Origin of the sequence: Acidithiobacillus sp. (assembly GCF_023255755.1) — a bacterium.
Classification (GTDB): domain Bacteria; phylum Pseudomonadota; class Gammaproteobacteria; order Acidithiobacillales; family Acidithiobacillaceae; genus Acidithiobacillus.
The window spans coordinates 1-15,918 of the sequence record NZ_JAGDVS010000018.1; the positions used below are offsets into that span (position 1 = coordinate 1).

Here is a 15,918-nt window from a genome sequence, read left to right on the forward strand (position 1 = left end):
GGAGCGAGCGGCGCCTACACAGGAGAAGACGCCACTTGACGCGGGTAACGTACCGGATGCAGAGCACGTCGCCCCATCAACCTCCGTCGAGCCTGTGGTGGACAAAGACGCACCACGCAAGTTGCTGGATCATGGTGCCGCGCCTTACCAGTTCAAGGAAGGCAACACCAAAAGCTACTACGTGAAGACGCAGGATGCCTATGGCAAGGAGCACGTTACCTGGGGCGTGGGGCTGGAAAAGGCGATGGAGGATTCTGCGGCCTCAAAGGGCGATCTGATCCGGCTCAAGCATGTGGGCAAGGAACTGGTGACGATCCCCGTCATGGATAAAGACGAGAATCCGGTGATGCACGACAACGGCACGCCCAAAACGCAAACCACCAATCGCAACAGTTTTACGATTGATGTGGCGAACAGACCCCTCAAAGCCAGCCCGCATATCGGCGCTGCTGCGGCAGAACTGGGCTATCCAGTGGAGAACGGCCACGTCGCTATTCCGCCAGCGGATTATGCTGCGGCGAAGGCGGATTTGAGTGTGCTCTCCAGTGCCGGCCATCACGCGATCCACCAGGTGAGCCAGAAACCTTTTGCGGAATTGCAGCCCCTGGAAAAGCACACCCTGATCTCCGAAGGGTTGGCTGAGGAAAACGGACTCAATCGCCAGGGTGTTGCCGCGGTGATCACCAGTGATCGGCAATTGGAATTGCGCCGGGAGCGGGCGCCAGAATCCGACAAAGCGCTGCTGAAGCCTGGGCATGAAGCGGCACAGGTGAAGGCGGCACCTGCCGTTGAAAAGGCAGCGCCGGAGCAGAGCAAATCTGGGCCTGATCTCGTGGAAGCGCGTTTACCGGAAGGCATGACTGTAAAAGATCGCGTCGTGGCGGTTACACTTCAGGAGGGAAGCCGTGCTGGTTCGCATAACGTGGAACGGATGACCGCCATGAAAGAGGCGGGGCCTGTGAAGGTGTTGGGTTATGCGGTTCAGCGCGAGTATATTCAGACCTTGCCTAATGGTGAGGTGCGCTCCATGGTGGCGTACCCCCAGACAAAGCCACAGGAGCAGAAAAGTGGTCTTCAGTCGCCCTTTGCCACCAGGGAAGAGGCGGAGCAGGCCTTGCCCACGCTACAGGGCAAGGATGGTGTCTCGGTGCGCGGCGGCACGCTCGCGGAGTCCCTGGCGCTCGAAATGAAAGCGCATGGTGGCCAAGTACCAATTGATGATGAGAAAGAAAAAATCACATCGCCAGCCCGGTATGCGTTGCACGCCGAGAAATTGCCCGTGGGTATGACCAGCAAGGATCGTGTCGCGGCCATCGTCGTGAAGGATGGAAGTCGGTTTGTGTCTGATCCCGATAAGGACCATCCGGATGGCACGATAAAAGGCTATGCGGTCGTGCGCGACTACACCCAGGAATTTCAGGGCGGTCACAAAATCAGCGCATCGCGGGTGATGCCCAACATCCAGGAGGATGCACCGATACAGCAACCCCATCCTACCCATAATCCCTACCCCAGCAGGGAACAGGCCGAGGAGGCTATTGCTACGCTGCATGGATATGCACCCTTTGGGCAGTTGCAGGGCATGACCGAGATTATAGAAGAACATCGCCGTAGTGATTTCTCCGAGCTAAAGCCGCTGGATTCTGGCGTTCAGGCTCAAGTGCAGGACCAAAAGCGTCTCAATATCCGTAATGAGGATCAGCAGGCACAGGAGAAAAAGGCTACGGAAAAGAAGATCGAACGGAAAGCCCAGGAGCGCGATAAATCGCAGGAGCGGGCCGTGACCCGTACCCGCGTGCAAAAGGAAGTCGGTCTGGAGCGGTAAACCCTCTCACCAACGCTTCGTCACCTCCCCCGCCCAGTGCGGGGTTTTTTGTGGTCAGCGTGCACCCAAAACAGGTCCCCGATGGCCATTCATAGGGGACAGACTTTAATTTACTGGAGAGTGCCATGGCAGTAGAGCCGCATAAAATTTACCAGATTGCCAAAGCGCAAGGTGATATGACCCGTATCGTATGGCCCGCGCTGGGGATGTTTATCATGATCTGTTTTTTGGCGACCTGGGCCGCCACCGAATATGCAGCTTACGCCTTTCAATATTCGACGGCGCTGGGGGCGACATTAGGGATGCCCCACATCTACATGCCCTTCGACATTGTCATCTGGAGCTGGAAGTACGACATCGGCCTGACAGGTCCCGTGCCCCATGTATTCATGGTGGCGCACGTCATGATGGGTGTCGGTGGATTGCTGGCCCTGATCCTTCCGATTGCCTACGCCTACCGGCGCACGCGCAAACTGGATGGTGTTCAGAATGACATGCATGGCTCCGCACATTTTTGTGACGACACGGAAGTGCACGCGACGGACCTGTTGCCCAACGAGAAGAATGCGGGTGGCGTCCTGTTCGGCGCGTATTCCATGCTGAACAAGGCCGTTTATTATCTTCGTCACAATGGGCCTGAGCATATTCTGGTGTATGCGCCGACCCGATCTGGCAAGGGCGTAGGCATTGTAATCCCTACCCTCCTGTCCTGGTTGCAGAGTGTCTTTGTCTACGATATCAAGGGCGAGAACTGGCATCTGACCTCGGGCTTCCGCGAGAAGGTCCTGGGTCAGCGCTGTATCCGTTTTGCACCGTGGGACCTGGACTCAGCGCATTTTAACCCGCTCGACGAAATCCGCCTCGATCATAACTTGGTCAAGGACGTGATGAATATCTCTACGATGATCGTGGATCCCGATGGTAAGGGGCTCAGCGACCACTGGGCAAAGACCGGCTTTGACCTCATGACCGGGGTCGTCATCTTTGTGAAGCTGGCCAAGGAGTTGACCGGCGAGACACTGGAGAAAAAGCGGTGTCTGGCAACGGTTCAGGCCATTCTGTCTGATGGCGGACCGATACGGAAGATTGCGGAAAAGAAAGAGGCAGAGAAAGCGTCCACGCGCGACGAGGCAGATGACACCAAGATGATGGAGGGCTTTGCAGCGGTCATGACCTACGTGCGGGACACCGCACACGAGATGATGGAAAGCGGTGAGGAAACGGACGAATGGCGGCTATTCGGGTGGAAGGCCGCCGGTGAGGCGGCACAAAGCTATCTGAACAAGGCGGGCAATGAGGCGTCTGGTGTACTGTCCACGGCCATGAGCTTTTTGTCCATCTACCGGGACCCGTTGGTCGCCAGAAATACTTCCTATTCTGACTTTACCATTGAGAGCCTGATGGGTGGCCCCGATGTGGATGGCAAGCCCTGCACCCGCAAGACTTCTTTCTATATGGTCAATCCGCCAACGGATGCGGACCGCCTGAAGCCGTTGACGCGCTTATTGCTCAACCAGACGGTACGGCGCCTGACCGAAGAAATGGCTTTCGACGAAAGCGGTCAGGGTCATAGCATCCACCCGTACAGGCTTCTGTTACTCATCGATGAGTTCCCCAGTCTGGGGAAACTGGATGTGTTCCAGAAAGCGCTGGCCTTTATCGCCGGTTACGGACTCAAGGCCTTACTGATCATCCAGAGCAAAAGCCAGCTCTATGCGGAATATACCAAGGATGAGGCCATTACCGATAACTGCCACATCCGCGTCGCCTATACGCCCAATCGGATCGACTCGGCGAAAGAGCTTTCCGAGACCATCGGCAACTTCACGGCGAAGCATACACAGCGACAGTATTCCGGGGGGCGTTTGTCGGTACTCCTGCAGCACGTCAATACCAATGAGCAGATATCTGCCAGAGCGCTGCTGACCCCCGAAGAGCTGATGCGTATGCCGGCATCCGATGAAATTGTCTTTGTGTCTGGCCACGCACCGATCTATTGCCAAAAGATCATCTATTACACCGACCAGAACCTGAGTAAGCGCAGTGCGATCCGGCCGCCGGCCAAGTCTTTTACACCCGTGGAAAAGCCTGCAGCGCAGGTTGTTCGGCCATCGGAGACACTGCCACCCATTAAAGCGGGTGAGCCTGGCGAGACTTTACCAGCCTCCCCCACGAACATGGTTATCCCGATGGAGCCATTGCCAGAAGATAAAGAACTGCCGGATCCCGCGCAAATTTTGGCGCAATGCGATGAGGATGAAAGGCCTGTCCCGCCTGAGACGGAAAGTGAGGAGATGCCATCTGGTGAAGACAGTCCCCTTGAAGACGATGGAGATGAGCTCGATGAAGACCCTTACTAACTTGTTCCTTATTCGCCGCCGTCCGCAATGGCGGCGATTGATACCCGTTGTAATCACAGGAGCCGTCATCGCCAGCGCTGTTATCGCCTGGAATAACGGAGACTGGCGGCTGAACTTGTCCCCCAGCGAGCCGATGGGATTATGGTCCGTTCAGTCGTACAAACTCGGTGAACCCCTGTCTGTCGGCGAGATCGTCACCCTCTGTCCACAGTTACCTCCAGGATATGAGTATTCCTGGCTGGGTCACGATCAGGTGGCCAATGCATGCGCGGGTGGCGGCACGCCGTATATCAAAACCATTGTTGCAGGCCCGGGGGATGTGGTTCATGAGGACCGTCATGGCGTGACGATCAATGGCGCGCCATTGCCGGATAGCAGGCCGTTGCCGTTCACCACCAGCAAGCCGCAAATCATCCTGCCACAGTGGCGGGGGACGATCACATTGAAAGCCGGTCAATACTGGGCCTACGGTGCAGGAGATCCCCGGTTCTCCTTCGACTCCAGGTACTGGGGACCGTTCGGCCGGTCGCAGGTGCAATCGGTCGCTCATCCCATCGCTGTTTTCAAATACAGGTACAGCCCGCGCATCACCAATTAGTGGATCTGACCGGCAGCACAAACAGGTACCTGATGGCCATTACCAGATAGGACCACTATCTGGAGCATGAAATGCAGAAAACAACCTTGGCCGCCGCTATCTCCTCGGCGCTACTGATTGGTGTCTGGGCAAACTCTGCCTGCGCAATTGTGGAGTATTCACCGGCCAACGATGTTGCGGTGGGCAATGGTGCCAGCGCAGTGGGGCAAGGTGATGTAGCCATTGGCGGTGACACCACGGCTAATGGATATGGAGACACCAACATCAATGGACAACTGCCCTATTCCTCTTCAACTTTGACAAAAGGCAGTGTCGGTGGGACTTCTGTGGCGGCATCCAGCGGTTCGGGCACATCGGGTACAGGAAGTATTCAAAACAACCCGGAGGCCACGGCTCTGGGGGACGGTGCCACGGTGTTCTACGATGGGTCATCCATAGACGGGGGTACCGGAACGGCGATAGGCAGTTATAGTCAGGCGAACGGAAACAGCACGGCATTGGGGACGGTATCGACTTCCGGTTTGGGTTCCGGGTCCGGCAGTATGCCGGTTTCGAGCTACGACACAGCCATAGGCGGCTCTGTGTATTCCGGTTCCCACAATACCGCCATAGGAGGCGGTACGGTGACGACGGGCAATGGGAATCTTGCCGAAGGCGAATATGCCAGATCATCCGGAAACGGAAGTGTGGCCATTGGCTCAGACGCCACGGCGGGACAAACCTCCCTCGCTCTCGATCCATCCACGGCAGTGGGATCAGGAGCCACTGCGACCGGCCAGAACTCCGAAGCCTACGGATACGACGCCTCGGCTACAGGCAATGAATCCGAAGCCCTTGGCACGAAGTCTCAGGCAAGCCTTGCTGACTCGATAGCATTGGGATCGGATAGCACGGCCAATACGGCGCAAACCGGGCAGGGCGGCACGGAAACTATCCGGGGTCAAAGCTATTCACTGGCTGGGGGGTCGCCATCTGGCGAAGTCAGTGTTGGGTCTGCTTCGGGCGGCATAACCCGCCTAATCGCCAATGTGGCTGCAGGACAGATATCCTCGGCGAGCACGCAAGCGGTCAACGGCAGTGAACTTTTTGCGACCAACCAGGCCATCAACAATCTACAGGTGACGCAATCCAGCCAGGGCGTGTTGCATTACACCACCCCGACCGGAGCCACCAGCACCACCCCGACCGATACGGCCAGCGCCGGAACGGCCACGACCGGACCAGTGACGATCTCTAATGTGGGGAATGGAACCATCGCCGCCGGATCAACTACTGCAGCTAACGGAAATGATGTGTATGAGGCCGAACAGGGAGCGCAGGCCGATGCCAACCGCGCACAGTACAATGCCGAAGGCTATGCCGGACATGTCGCAGCCGTCGATAGTGGTCAGGCGTTGCAAGCCGCCAATGCCCACAGCAATAACCTGTTCACGCTCACCTGTCATCGCACCGGGAATGGCTCTGGGGATATTGTGTGCGGCAGAGGAACCACGGTATCCGGCAAAAACGCCATGGCCGAAGGAACGGGGTCTCATGCCAGTGGGCAGGATAGCACGGCCTACGGCGCGGGCAGCATCGCCAACGGTCAGGCGGCTACCGCCATCGGCCCCAATGCGGTAGCCAATGGGTATTCGACTACAGCGCTAGGCGACCATGCGCAAGCCTTGGCCCCCAACAGTACCGCCCTGGGTGAAAATGCGGTGGCCTATGGGGGCAACTCGGTGGCCCTGGGTCAGGGATCGGTGGCTAATCGTTCCAACTCGGTCAGCGTAGGCAATGCCGCTACCGGCCTGGATCGGCAGATTACCAATGTGGCAGCGGCAACGGAACCCCATGATGCGGTCAATCTCCAGCAGTTTGATGCGGGTTTGCACGGATTGAAAACTTACGCGAACGCAGAGGCTGACAAAGTGGGATCGGTGGATGCGTCTTTGGGTGAGGCGGCGGCACAGGCGGCGGCGGGACGCGGTGTAAACACCGTAGCCAGTGGCGTTGCCGATTATAACGGGCAGGCTTCCTTCGCGTTCAGTTATCAGCACCGTTTCAATCACCATTGGACCGGGGGTGTCACCGTGGGAAGCAATGGTGCGGCGGCGAATACGGTGGTCGCAGCAGGTGCCGGATATAGCTGGCGTTAGATTGCATATCCCGCTGAAAAGAATGGTGAACGCCTGAGAGATATTTCACCTGGCCCTTGAATGTGTTGTTCTCAAAGGCCACAAAGCGTCTCAGCGCATCAGCTCACGACTTCTTCATCCACGGTTTTCACGGGGACCAGGGATTCCGCAGCATCAATCACCCCCCGCTCCGCCTCCAGCACGTCACCCTTGGCCCGCTCCCGTTCTACCAGGCTGATAATCCGCGCCACCTGCGCGGGTTTCACTGCAAGGTATTCTGCAATCGCCTTGATATCCTCTTTGAGCTGGGTCTGAATGGAATTGATGCCCTCCCGGCGGTTGATGATGTCCTCTATGGCCTCACGGGCCTTGTGATCCAGTTCCAATGTCGTCTCCTTGGTTGATTTTGCCGGCGTATCATAACATGTGCAGGATTAGTGGCGGAGACTCTGCGTTACCCAGATGGTGTTGTTCGCTGACAATCCGCCCTCTTTGCGCTACGCTTTCAGCATCCTTTCAGGAGGTACCATAGCCATGCCACGCTCCATCTTTCCATCCATCTTTGCCACAGGAGAGGACGCGGTGGACCAAATCGTCCTATCGCTCACCCATCTCACCGGAGAGAAGGAGGACGTGGAAGATGCGTGCGCCATGGCCGTTCGCGCTCTGTTGAAAAAAAGGGAATATGAGGCTATTGCCACTATACAGCGGCGGCTTGCGGAGAAGTCACTGGATCTTGCAGATACCTTTACCTACATGGCAATCAAGCATGCCACGCTCCGGGTGGATGACGGAAAACCGGATAGTCATCTCTTTTCCATCCCTCTTTCTACCGGAAAGCCGCTCACCCTTTCCCGTGCGCAAGTCAAATCATTGGAAGACGCAGTGCTCCAGTCAGGGCTTGTTTGCGATGAAGCCAGGATTTTCATTCATCCTGCTTCCATCAACCTGGACTGCTATGGCTATGCTGGCGCTATTGCACTATGGGAAGCACATCAACAAATCCCAGAGGGGAAGCCGCTTTCTCCGTATTTTTGGGGGACGCCGGACACCAGCGACGAACCGCCCGTTCAGACCATTCTGGGGGTAGTCCATTCCCCCTCTTCGCGAGAAAGTTGTCTGCACTGGGACGCATTCAATGAAGCGTTATTCATCGCGTTCAACGAAACTGTGTCAAAAAAGGTTTTCAAGGGTAAAATCATGGTGGCGCCGCCCCTGCTGCTCTTTGATGCGTTTACACCGCCAGATGATGAAGACATGTCCGTTGAGGCCATACCTGCGAGCGAAGACGCTCAGGAAGCCTACGATTATCTGATGGAGGCCATTCAGATCGCGGCCCTCAAGTTGGGTAGTAATCGGTTGATCACCGATATCGTGGAGACAGAAGACACCATCACAGTAAGACTCAATAATGCCAAAGGGCGCTACGAGTCCTTTGACATTGACTACGAGGATTGGGAGTTTGACCGACCTCACACGATCACCATGATATACGACGCGCTCATAGCCAGCGGGATATCTGCGATTATCCTGAATGAGAACACGGAGGATTTGGCGGAGGATGAGCCCGATTCCCGGATGAAGCATTAGGCCAAAAGTGGGCACCAATTCAGTCATTGGTGAACTTCGGTATCCAGCAATGGTGGCAAATCGAACGCGATAGCGTCAGCCAGCACCGGATATAGCTGGCACCTATTCCACTGCATGCAAGTTTTTTGACAGCCCGGTCTTTTGATCGGGTTTTTTGTGTCCGCTATCCAGCACAAACAGGTCCACGATGGCCATTACCAGATAGAACCACTATCTGGAGAAGCCAACCATGGGACGCACAGGGCACAGACTGACAGGCATTGCAGCGGGCTGCCTTGCCGCCGCCATACTTTATCCACTCCTCCGCGACATGAGTTTGGCGTCCATCCCCGCCGGTTACGTCGGCGGCACGGCTCCGGACTGGCTGGAAATCGCCCATGCAGAGTTTTCGCCCCAACAGCAGCGTTGGGTGCGACAGTCTGTCATTCCGCATCGGACCATCACCCACTGGTGGCCATTGTGGCTGGCCTTGCTGGTAGGGGTAATTGTTTGGCCAGTACCAGCGTGGATCATTGCCCCCGGCTTATTCAATGGGCACAGCCTGTTCACTTTGAATTTCGCGCCAATACTGCGCGCCGTGGTGGCAGGCTTTACTGCGGGCGGGATCATGCACCTCATCATGGATGTTCCCAATCCATCCGGCATCCCTATTCTTACCCCCATGGCGCGCAGCCGATGGAGCCTGCATTGGTGGAGGTCAGGCAATGCCCAGGAACCGCTGGCCGGGTTGGGTATGGCTGTTCTTGCCGTCGCTACGTTATGGCTGGCTATCCATTGAAGAACGAAAACGACTGGATCGAGCGTCTGGTTCCCGTGGCGCTGACCGGCCCGCTTCGAGAAAAAGCGCTGGATGCCACACGACTGGCCGTCACCATCTTTCACATGAGCCCGGATGATGTTGCCAGCGCAATCGGGCAGGCGGCACAGATTCGGGGGGTGGCCGTGGACAGCCCGAAGGCCTGGATAAAATTTTATCGGGATATGGCGGAGCAGATGGGTGTCGTAGGAGAAAAGGTGGTTGATTTCCGGCTGTGTGCCATCGGCAATGGCCTGGGATACAGCTCCGCAGAGACCAAGGCGCTCTACCAATCCGGGGTGTTTGAACATGCGGCAGGATCATCTCGCCCCTCATCCCTCGTTGATCTGGACCAACGGGGTACCGCCAGCCTGAAAAGACAGTTCTCGAATGAGCGCGGTCGCCCGGGCAGTGGGCGGGTTGGCATGAATAACAATTACTCGCTGAACTCTCTTCTGGAGAAGGGAGTGGATTTTTCGGCGAGCGAGGATCGTGCAGCCACCGATGACGACCAGAACGCCGACGAAGCCATCACCGGAAAGCGCGCGCTGGATCGCAAGATGGCGCAATTCGCTACCAAATCACAATATGCCGCCTACATCACCTTTATCGATAACGCCCACTTATTGGGCTGCGACAGCCTGCGGCCTGGCCCGCGACGTTCGGATGATCTGAAGGAAACCATTGTCACAGCTCTAAAAACCAATCTGTTACTGGCCAGTAACGATTCGGCGCGCGGTGCCTGGCACGAATACAGAGACGCATTCCAAAGAATCGCTGGCAGGGATGATCCCGGTGAAGACCTTTCCCATCGTGCGCAGGATCGGTTGAACACCCCCCATGAGCGCGTGATCCGCGAGTTTCAAGCCAAGAAGGTGGAGCGTAAAACGGCTTTGGCAGAACCGACACCTAAAACCAGCAGACCGCGCGCGATGAAGCGGGACCTGGGCATGGAGCGATAGCCGTGCCTGATCCAGACCGATCGCAAACAGGTCCCCGATGGCCATTAGGGTTTAGGAAACCCGGATTTTCCCTCGCTTCGCGTAACCCTATGACACAGGAGATGATCATGAGCACAGACCACACTACTGCCCTGGCACGCAATACATCAGCGACACCAGAGCGTACTCGCATGCGCGTGGCCCACGAAGACTTGTTGGCTTATGTGGACGCCTTCGCCAAGACGGTAGCTGACAGGCCACCTTTGCATGCAGTAGCCCGTAATATCGAGAAGAATGTCGGCGAGGTCACCAGTGGCATGGAGAATATCGCCAGCACGATGGCCGAACAGCACTTCGCCAACACGCTGTCCGAACACGGCTGGCAGGCGACCAAGGATGCCTCCTTAAACCAGGCGCAGTCTGGTGCGCGAAACCTGACCGATAATCTCATTGAGGCTGCCAAACAGGTTCGAGGCCTCATCAAGGAAAATGTCCCTGTGATCGATAAGATCACCAAGGCGTGGGACAACGTGCTGGATGCAACGCAGCACTATACGGCCGTCGGAATGAATCGTCTGGCTGGAATAGCCAAGGGATTGCAATCAGACAGGGATCGTTACGATGTCGGTTTTGTGAGCGGCCATCTGCAGACCACCCAGGATGCAGCGCTTGCGCAAAGGAAACTGGGCATTCAGGTGTCGCTATCGAGCCCCCATCTTGGCGAGTATGCACTGGCCGATGCCAGAAAGCTGGGCATGATCGCAGAATCCAAATCGGTGCATCGCGGTACCGTGGTCAACGTGATTGGCCAGGATGCCATTCTGAAAAACGCCAAAGGACAGCTTCTGGCCCTTCCAGTGGCCCCGGATTATAAGTTCAAACGTGGCGATAATGTGGTCATGAAAGAGCATGGCGGCACCTATGCAGGAAAGCGACAGATAGTAGATCGTGGGATGGAGCGGTGAGGATGAGTAGCCTCAGCAAAAATGGCAAGAAGGCCATTGTAGCGGCTGGCGTTATCATCCCAGCCCTGATCGTTCTCGGGGTGATGCTGGCGGGTGTGCATCCCGGCAAAGGGTCTGCAGATAACACCCCCCAACTGGCAGGGGCCGGGGACGCATCATCCGGAGCAAGCGCCCCGATGGTACCCGTGATGGCTCCACCATCCTTCATAGAAAGAGCTACACCATCTCCATGGATTCGTGCCCGCCAGGATAAAGATTGCGTGGAAGCTGGTGGCGTTACCTTGATCTGCTTTATCCATTCGACGTTAATCGGTAAGGAGGCAAAATGACTGACCATGATATGTTTCCATTTGATTCATTTCCAGACGAGGAAATAACGGACGCTGAAGCGGACGCTGTGATTCTCTCAACAAAAACTGCAGCACTGAGACGGGCTTTTTCGCAAACGTACTTCAATATATGCTCTGTCCGCGAATATTCCAGACCCATTTTGCACGAAGATGATGACGCAGCGGCATATCGTCTTTTGGAGGCCATGCATTGTGTTGGCTTTAATGCAATGTCTGTCACGACAAAAGTAATGCTTTACCGTGCAGCATTACAAGTCATGGGTGTTGATTCGGAGTGCTTTCCTTTTCCATTTACGGAGTTGCTACAGAATATAAAGACCATTGCCGATAAATACTCAGTGGGGGAATATGCCATCATCTATCTGGGCGACCGCCCACCGTCGCGCATCGAGACTCCCGGAAAATGCTATTGCGTGGAAGAAATCGCCGGGTGCGGACTCTATAAAAATGAGGTTGGCCTGCTAAACATGTTCGACACCGAAGCAGAAGCTTTCGAGTTCCGTCAAAGCGTGGGCGGGGAATTCCCTGTGCTCATCTTTTGTGACCAGCCGTTATCGGAATGGGACGTGGAAGACGATGGGGTAGATATGGTGGACGCCCCTTATGCGGCTGTCGAAGAGCAGATTGAAGCACCACCAGAAAATTCTGGAAGGTTCAGTATTCTACGTTATTTTAGATGGTTACAGGCAAAATCATGACTGACTTTCTGTCTGTTCTGCATCACGCGCAAATTGCGCAACAAAACAACCTGTGGATGTTCGGCGTTACGCTTGGGCTTATTGTGCTCGCGTTTGTCGTGCCAGCGCCCAAGCTCATTGAGGAGCGAGTGGATTTCCCGCAGGGATTCTGGAGGACAGTCATCGCCATGCTATTTGTGTTCATCATGATTGCCCAGATGCTCTGGCAAGTCTCGTGTTTGTGGGTCAGGGTGCCACCCGCGTACATCCATACTTTGCCTGCCAATGAGCGGATTGCCATTCAGAAAAAAATCGCCCACACAGGCAAACCACTGACCGTTGGTCAGTTGATACGCATTGAGCACGACGGCCCTCAGCGTGCGCAGGTAAAGCAACAGATGGAGGCAACGCAATGAACTTACTGATCGTCGAATCCCCCACCAAAGCCAAGCACATCCAGCACTTTCTGGGATCCGACTGGCAGGTAAAAGCCAGCCTGGGGCATGTCCGTGACCTGGAGAAATCCGGCGATAAAAGCCATGTTCGCCCGCCGGACTTCAAGATGAACTATGCCGTGAACGACACCAAGCACAAAGATATTGTGGCTGGGCTGAAATCCGCAGCACGCAACGCCAGTGCCGTGTACCTGGCCACCGACCCCGACCGTGAGGGCGAAGCCATTAGCTGGCATCTCTGTCAGGTGCTCGGCATCAAATCGGCCGAAGCGCGCAGGGTGACGTATCAGGAGGTCACGGAAAGTGCCGTCAAAAAGGCCATTGCCAATCCCCGGGCACTGAATATGAAGCTGGTCGCGGCACAAGAGGTGCGCCGCGGGCTGGATCGCATGGTCGGCTGGGAAGTCTCCGGCCCTTTATCGAACCTGATCCACACCAAAGCCAGCGCCGGGCGTGTCCAGACGCCGGCTTTACGCTTGATCGTGGAGCGCGAGCGCGCCATCCAGGCCTTCAAGCCGACGTCTTATTTTCAGGTCATCGCCCACCTGCCGGGAAGCACACCTGGCACGACCTGGCGGGCGCTTTGGCAGGACGGCACCAAAGAAGGCGAATATTTTCAGGACAAGACCCTCGCATCTGCGCTGGCCGCTGCCATACCCTCTCTTCCCTTTACCGTCACCCAGGCGGATTCCAGGCCAACCCGTAAGGCGCCTGCACCCCCATTCACCACCAGCACGCTACAGATGGACGGCAGTCGCGCTTTGAAATGCGGCGCTGAGGACGTCATGAAAGCCGCCCAGTCGCTGTTTGAAGACGGACATATTACCTACCATCGCACCGATTCGCCGAATCTCAGCGAAGAAGGCGAGACCCTTTTGCGCAATGCACTGCAATCCGCTGGTCTGCCCATCATCGGACAGCCCCGGCGCTGGAAGGCCAAAGGCGACGCGCAGGAGGCCCATGAGGCTATCCGTCCGACCTTTGACAAGGTACCGCCGTCAGCAGAAGTGGCCGGTGAGGATGCCATCCAGCAGGCACTTTATGCCTTGATCCGCAAACGCGCCATGGCCAGCCAGATGCCCGATGCCGTGTATCAGCAAACGTCATGCACCCTGAACGGCGGCACATTTCAGAACCGGCCTGCGGTATTCCGCGCCGTCGGCAGCATTCTGACGGATCCCGGCTGGCGGACACTGTATATGGAAACGGAAGAGGGAGAAGAGGATGGCGGTGCAGAAAAAGAGGCAGCCAATCCCGTTCCCGTTCTGAAGATCGGGGCACGGGCACAAGCCGAACGTGGCGAAGTGCTCAACAAATCCACCAAGGCTCCACCACGCTATACCGAAGCCACTCTGATCAAGGCGCTGGAAGATCATGGCGTCGGTCGGCCAAGCACCTACGCATCCATCATCAAGGTGCTCTATTCCCGGGAGTACATGCAGCGTAAGGGCAAGGCCCCCGCCTTGTATCCAACAGCGACGGGTGAGTCGGTGATCGATGCGCTGGTCGGACGCTTTGCCTTTGCCGATCTGGACTGGACCCGCGAGATAGAAGACGGGCTGGATCAGATCACCAATGGGATGGGTAATGCCCGTGGCCTATTGCAGCAGGCATGGGATGCGATTCAGCAGGGACTGGCGGGTATGCCCGTCGGTGCGGTTGCGGCAACCGAGGCTTGTCCGGTGAAAGATTGCGGTGGCCAGGTGAAACGTCTGGAGAGCAAGAAAAAGCCTGGCTCCTTCTTCTGGGCCTGTTCCAACCGGGATCAGCACGGACTGCTTCAGGATGATGCGGGGCACCCCGGGCTGCCTTTCGCAGACCGGCCCCAGGCAGAATCCCAGGGCACCGGTCCCCAGTGCCCGAAGTGCAAACAGGCTACAGGGCAATTCACCACGAGCACCAGCAAGATTTATTTCCGCTGCCAGAAGTGCAGTGGTGCCTGGTGGCCCGACAAAGAAAACGCGCAGGCGTTGGGCACCAAGTGGAAAAAACGGTGAGCCTTGCCAATTCCCTCGCTTGATGCAATGCCTGCAAGGGACAATAACTTCATACGGAACCGGAGAACATAATGAATAACGCTAATAGGCTTTTAACGCACCACGTTGTTATGGGAAAAACCCGGGACGGCATGTCGCAACGTCATCTATCGTTATGTGCCCCATCAGAGGCAGACGGCGCGAACGTGATAAAGGCATGCCAGACGATCAACCTGCTGGCAAGCGACATAGCGGCGCTACGCCCATCGAAGCATCCAGTGCTTTCTCTGGTTGCCAGAGATATTGAAGAACGGATAGCCGAAATAGCCCGTACCTTGCAGAAGATATCGGAAGCCATTTCCGACACTTCAACCGATATCAGCGCGAAAGATGTTCAGGAATGGGCAGAGGAACTATGTGACGATGCGGTTCTGACTGCGATGAGTTACTACGATCTTGGGGACAAGACGGAAATTTTTTCGCGGTCCATGAAAGCCGTGCGGGCAGATCGTATGCAGCCCAATGAGGAACGAGCGGCGGCGGGATGAACATCGCCACACTAAAAGCCTGGGCGATCTATTACTACGAGGTGGCCCTCCAGTATCTCCACACCTTCATAGGAGGCAGCCCCATGATCTGGTTATTCGCGGTTATCGGTATTCCCATTCTTGTTGTGCTCATGCTGTTTTTTTCCATGGCGGACGACTTCTGGCAACTCGTTCGGCTACGGCTGGACCTGTCGCGACTTTTCGGCGACCTGATCCACGTCCTTTTTATTGTGGGCCTCGGCATCGTCGCAGAACTGTTCAGCCTCTTTATGCTGGTCAAGGACGTGTTATGAGCACAGCACAATGTACCACGCCTCAGCCTCAATTTACGGAGGGCTTGATCCATGACATCGCGGTAGCACAGACCGCGTATCTGGTGGCGGCCCTGTCGCCTATCGTTTCGGCCAATGTGGACCGTGATGCATCACCAAAAGCCAGCCAAGCGCAGTTCAGGGACATGCTCTCGAAATTGACCATATCCACGATCGATGACATGTACGACCTCATATCCTCTGGCTCCGTGCGCCCCGACATGGTGAGCATGGGTCTGGAAATCGCACGGCAGCGGGTCGAGTCGCAGGAACTGGATGAGCGGGAATGATGGCTGGAATCCAAGACCACAAACAGGTCGCCGATGGCCATTACCCCATGAAGACATACAAAGGAGAACCTGATTAGCACGATTTTTCCGCTGTGTTTGGTATTGCCTTCTTCAAAGGC

At 56.3% G+C, this 15,918-nt stretch carries 15 protein-coding genes and 1 pseudogene; 15 read left to right on the forward strand and 1 reads right to left on the reverse strand.

Annotated elements, in window-relative coordinates; genetic code table 11:
• The 4 genes and pseudogenes from Q0C48_RS01450 to Q0C48_RS01465 all read left to right on the forward strand — a co-directional run.
• Positions 1-1,825, forward strand: a pseudogene (locus Q0C48_RS01450) (hypothetical protein); the annotation flags it as partial.
• A gap of 125 nt (positions 1,826-1,950) precedes the next feature.
• Positions 1,951-4,185 carry a type IV secretory system conjugative DNA transfer family protein gene (locus Q0C48_RS01455; RefSeq protein WP_291520835.1) on the forward strand — a complete coding sequence of 745 codons (2,235 nt, stop codon included), beginning with the start codon at positions 1,951-1,953 and terminating at the stop codon, positions 4,183-4,185.
• On the forward strand, positions 4,169-4,783 hold the full coding sequence (locus tag Q0C48_RS01460; RefSeq protein ID WP_291520837.1) for a S26 family signal peptidase: 615 nt from the start codon (positions 4,169-4,171) through the stop codon (positions 4,781-4,783). Before Q0C48_RS01455 ends, Q0C48_RS01460 begins: the two co-directional genes overlap by 17 nt.
• A gap of 71 nt (positions 4,784-4,854) precedes the next feature.
• Entirely contained in the window at positions 4,855-6,921 is a 2,067-nt protein-coding gene (locus tag Q0C48_RS01465) for a hypothetical protein (RefSeq protein ID WP_291520839.1), read from the forward strand.
• 98 nt (positions 6,922-7,019) lie between these two features.
• Here Q0C48_RS01465 and Q0C48_RS01470 read toward each other — a convergent pair whose 3' ends face one another.
• Positions 7,020-7,286 carry a hypothetical protein gene (locus tag Q0C48_RS01470; protein ID WP_291520841.1) on the reverse strand — a complete coding sequence of 89 codons (267 nt, stop codon included), beginning with the start codon at positions 7,284-7,286 and terminating at the stop codon, positions 7,020-7,022.
• A gap of 148 nt (positions 7,287-7,434) precedes the next feature.
• Here Q0C48_RS01470 and Q0C48_RS01475 point away from each other — a divergent pair, with 148 nt between their 5' ends.
• The 11 genes from Q0C48_RS01475 (at position 7,435) to Q0C48_RS01525 (ending at position 15,799) form a co-directional block, all read left to right on the forward strand.
• On the forward strand, positions 7,435-8,490 hold the full coding sequence (locus Q0C48_RS01475) for a hypothetical protein (RefSeq protein WP_291520842.1): 1,056 nt from the start codon (positions 7,435-7,437) through the stop codon (positions 8,488-8,490).
• Between the two features lie 229 nt (positions 8,491-8,719).
• Positions 8,720-9,268 (forward strand): metal-dependent hydrolase, encoded by a 549-nt coding sequence (locus Q0C48_RS01480; protein WP_291520844.1) that lies wholly within the window; start codon positions 8,720-8,722, stop codon positions 9,266-9,268.
• Positions 9,265-10,248 carry a hypothetical protein gene (locus tag Q0C48_RS01485; protein ID WP_291520846.1) on the forward strand — a complete coding sequence of 328 codons (984 nt, stop codon included), beginning with the start codon at positions 9,265-9,267 and terminating at the stop codon, positions 10,246-10,248. Before Q0C48_RS01480 ends, Q0C48_RS01485 begins: the two co-directional genes overlap by 4 nt.
• Before the next feature lie 107 nt (positions 10,249-10,355).
• Positions 10,356-11,192, forward strand: a complete 837-nt coding sequence (locus tag Q0C48_RS01490) for a hypothetical protein (RefSeq protein WP_291520848.1) — start codon at positions 10,356-10,358, stop codon at positions 11,190-11,192.
• Between the two features lie 2 nt (positions 11,193-11,194).
• On the forward strand, positions 11,195-11,521 hold the full coding sequence (locus Q0C48_RS01495; protein ID WP_291520850.1) for a hypothetical protein: 327 nt from the start codon (positions 11,195-11,197) through the stop codon (positions 11,519-11,521).
• A complete protein-coding gene (locus tag Q0C48_RS01500; protein WP_291520852.1) occupies positions 11,518-12,240 on the forward strand; it encodes a hypothetical protein in 723 nt (240 codons plus the stop codon). Before Q0C48_RS01495 ends, Q0C48_RS01500 begins: the two co-directional genes overlap by 4 nt.
• Complete coding sequence (locus tag Q0C48_RS01505; RefSeq protein WP_291520854.1) at positions 12,237-12,635, forward strand: hypothetical protein; 399 nt, start codon at positions 12,237-12,239, stop codon at positions 12,633-12,635. Before Q0C48_RS01500 ends, Q0C48_RS01505 begins: the two co-directional genes overlap by 4 nt.
• On the forward strand, positions 12,632-14,671 hold the full coding sequence (gene topA, locus Q0C48_RS01510; RefSeq protein WP_291520857.1) for a type I DNA topoisomerase: 2,040 nt from the start codon (positions 12,632-12,634) through the stop codon (positions 14,669-14,671). The genes Q0C48_RS01505 and topA overlap by 4 nt, the downstream gene beginning before the upstream one ends.
• 71 nt (positions 14,672-14,742) lie before the next feature.
• Positions 14,743-15,198 (forward strand): hypothetical protein, encoded by a 456-nt coding sequence (locus tag Q0C48_RS01515; RefSeq protein ID WP_291520859.1) that lies wholly within the window; start codon positions 14,743-14,745, stop codon positions 15,196-15,198.
• On the forward strand, positions 15,195-15,491 hold the full coding sequence (locus tag Q0C48_RS01520) for a hypothetical protein (RefSeq protein ID WP_291520861.1): 297 nt from the start codon (positions 15,195-15,197) through the stop codon (positions 15,489-15,491). Before Q0C48_RS01515 ends, Q0C48_RS01520 begins: the two co-directional genes overlap by 4 nt.
• Positions 15,488-15,799, forward strand: a complete 312-nt coding sequence (locus Q0C48_RS01525; RefSeq protein ID WP_291520863.1) for a hypothetical protein — start codon at positions 15,488-15,490, stop codon at positions 15,797-15,799. Before Q0C48_RS01520 ends, Q0C48_RS01525 begins: the two co-directional genes overlap by 4 nt.
• The last annotated feature ends 119 nt before the right edge of the window (positions 15,800-15,918 follow it).

Bases quoted from the DNA above. Each gene is read 5' to 3' on its own strand.
- Q0C48_RS01455 (WP_291520835.1), top strand. From the start codon at position 1,951: ATGGCAGTAGAGCCGCATAAAATTTACCAGATTGCCAAAGCGCAAGGT.
- Q0C48_RS01460 (WP_291520837.1), top strand. From the start codon at position 4,169: ATGAAGACCCTTACTAACTTGTTCCTTATTCGCCGCCGTCCGCAATGG.
- Q0C48_RS01465 (WP_291520839.1), top strand. From the start codon at position 4,855: ATGCAGAAAACAACCTTGGCCGCCGCTATCTCCTCGGCGCTACTGATT.
- Q0C48_RS01475 (WP_291520842.1), top strand. From the start codon at position 7,435: ATGCCACGCTCCATCTTTCCATCCATCTTTGCCACAGGAGAGGACGCG.
- Q0C48_RS01480 (WP_291520844.1), top strand. From the start codon at position 8,720: ATGGGACGCACAGGGCACAGACTGACAGGCATTGCAGCGGGCTGCCTT.
- Q0C48_RS01490 (WP_291520848.1), top strand. From the start codon at position 10,356: ATGAGCACAGACCACACTACTGCCCTGGCACGCAATACATCAGCGACA.
- Q0C48_RS01495 (WP_291520850.1), top strand. From the start codon at position 11,195: ATGAGTAGCCTCAGCAAAAATGGCAAGAAGGCCATTGTAGCGGCTGGC.
- Q0C48_RS01500 (WP_291520852.1), top strand. From the start codon at position 11,518: ATGACTGACCATGATATGTTTCCATTTGATTCATTTCCAGACGAGGAA.
- Q0C48_RS01505 (WP_291520854.1), top strand. From the start codon at position 12,237: ATGACTGACTTTCTGTCTGTTCTGCATCACGCGCAAATTGCGCAACAA.
- topA (WP_291520857.1), top strand. From the start codon at position 12,632: ATGAACTTACTGATCGTCGAATCCCCCACCAAAGCCAAGCACATCCAG.
- Q0C48_RS01515 (WP_291520859.1), top strand. From the start codon at position 14,743: ATGAATAACGCTAATAGGCTTTTAACGCACCACGTTGTTATGGGAAAA.
- Q0C48_RS01520 (WP_291520861.1), top strand. From the start codon at position 15,195: ATGAACATCGCCACACTAAAAGCCTGGGCGATCTATTACTACGAGGTG.
- Q0C48_RS01525 (WP_291520863.1), top strand. From the start codon at position 15,488: ATGAGCACAGCACAATGTACCACGCCTCAGCCTCAATTTACGGAGGGC.